Origin of the sequence: Rhodoplanes roseus (assembly GCF_003258865.1) — a bacterium.
In the GTDB taxonomy this organism is placed as follows: domain Bacteria; phylum Pseudomonadota; class Alphaproteobacteria; order Rhizobiales; family Xanthobacteraceae; genus Rhodoplanes; species Rhodoplanes roseus.
Genome location: NZ_NPEX01000307.1, coordinates 1 through 1,819 on the forward strand (window position 1 = coordinate 1; position 1,819 = coordinate 1,819).

General features: G+C 75.2%; 1 protein-coding gene. It reads left to right on the forward strand.

Annotated features, from left to right (window positions below; translation table 11 throughout):
• On the forward strand, nucleotides 1–1,711 hold a 1,711-nt coding region (locus CH341_RS26560; RefSeq protein WP_111421973.1), incomplete at its 5' end, for a magnesium chelatase subunit D.
• Nucleotides 1,712–1,819: the final 108 nt, after the last annotated feature.

Consider the following 1,819-nt stretch of genomic DNA (forward strand, 5'->3'; position numbering starts at 1 on the left):
CGCGCTGCATGCGCTGCCCGGGCTGGCGCGCGACCGTTTCGTCCTGACGCTGCGTAAATTGCTGCCCCCCGAGGCGCCGGTGCGGCGGCTGCCGTTGCACATCGCCGACAGCCGGCTGCTCGGCGGGCTCGACCTCGCGGCGACGCTGCGGGCCGGCAAGCCGATCGCCGAGCGCGGCATTCTCGCCGAGACCGACGGCGGCGTGCTGCTGGTCGCCATGGCCGAGCGGGTCTCGGCCGGCACCGCGGCGCGGCTGGCGGCCGTGCTGGACAACGGCGGCGTCACGGTCGAGCGCGACGGCATCGCTATCGACGCTCGGACCCGGTTCGGCATCGTGGCGCTGGACGAGGGCATGACCGACGACGAGCGGCCGCCGGCCGCCCTCGCCGACCGGCTGGCCTTCCGGCTCGACTTCGAGGGCGTGTCCCCCGAGCCGCCGGCCGAGGACGCGCCCGATCTCGACGACGTCACCGCGGCGCGGGCGCGGCTCTCCGGGATCGTGGCGCCGGACGAGGTGATCGAGGCGCTGTGCGGCACCGCGCTGTCGCTCGGCGTCGACTCGATCCGGGCGCCGTTGCTGGCGCTCGCGGTGGCGCGCGCCCATGCGGCGCTCGCCGGTCGCTACGAGATCGCCAAGGAGGACGCCGCCGTCGCGGCCCGCCTGGTGCTGGCGCCGCGCGCCACCCGCCTGCCGCTGCCGCCGCCCGAGGAGGACAAGCCGCCGCAGGACGAGGAGGAGCCCGACCAGCCGCCGCCCGAGGGCGAGAACGAGGAGCACGAGAACGTCGAGGACCGGCCGCTCGAGGACATGATCCTCGAGGCCGCCAAGGCGGCGATCCCGTCCGGCCTGCTGGAGCAGCTCAAGCTCGCCGGCCGGATCAAGCCGCGCGCCCCGTCGTCGGGCCGCGCCGGTCATCTGCAGAAGACCAAGCTGCGCGGGCGTCCGGCGGGCGTGCGCCGCGGCGAGCCGCGCTCCGGCGGCGCCCGCCTCAACGTCGTCGAAACCTTACGCGCGGCGGCGCCGTGGCAGCCGCTGCGGCGGCGAGAGCGCGAGCAGAGTGGCCAGGCAGAACGCACCGCCCGGGTCGAGGTCCGCAAGGACGACTTCCGCATCACCCGCTTCAAGCAGAAGACCGAGACGGCGACCATCTTCGTGGTCGACGCGTCCGGCTCCGCCGCCCTGCACCGGCTCGCCGAGGCCAAGGGCGCGGTCGAGCTGCTGCTGGCCGAGTGCTATGTCCGCCGCGACCAGGTCGCCATGGTGTCGTTCCGGGGCAAGGCGGCCGAGCTGCTGCTGCCACCGACCCGCTCGCTGGTGCGGGCCAAGCGCAACCTCGCCGGCCTGCCGGGCGGCGGCGGCACGCCGCTCGCCTGCGGGCTCGACCTCGCCATCGCGCTCGGCGACCAGATCCGGCGGAAGGGGCAGACGCCCTTCATCATTCTCCTGACCGACGGCTCCGCCAACATCGCCCGCGACGGCGCCCCCGGCCGGCCCAAGGCCGAGGAGGACGCGCTCGCCTCGGCCCGGGCGCTGCGGGCCGCCGGGCTGACCGCTCTCCTGGTCGACACGGCCCCCCATCCCCGCCCGCTGGCGCGAAAGATCGCGGCAGAGATGGACGCCATGTACCTGCCGCTGCCCTATGCCGACGCCGCCGCCATCTCGGGCGCCGTCAAGGCGGTGACGCCGCCGCGCGAGTCGCTGTCCGGGTAGCCGCAGTCTCTTCGCCCTCCCAGGACGAGGGCTTTGCAGGCTTTGTCATTCCGGGGCGCGCCAAAGGCGCGAGCCCGGAATCCCGCCCTGACCTCGGCATTCGGACTG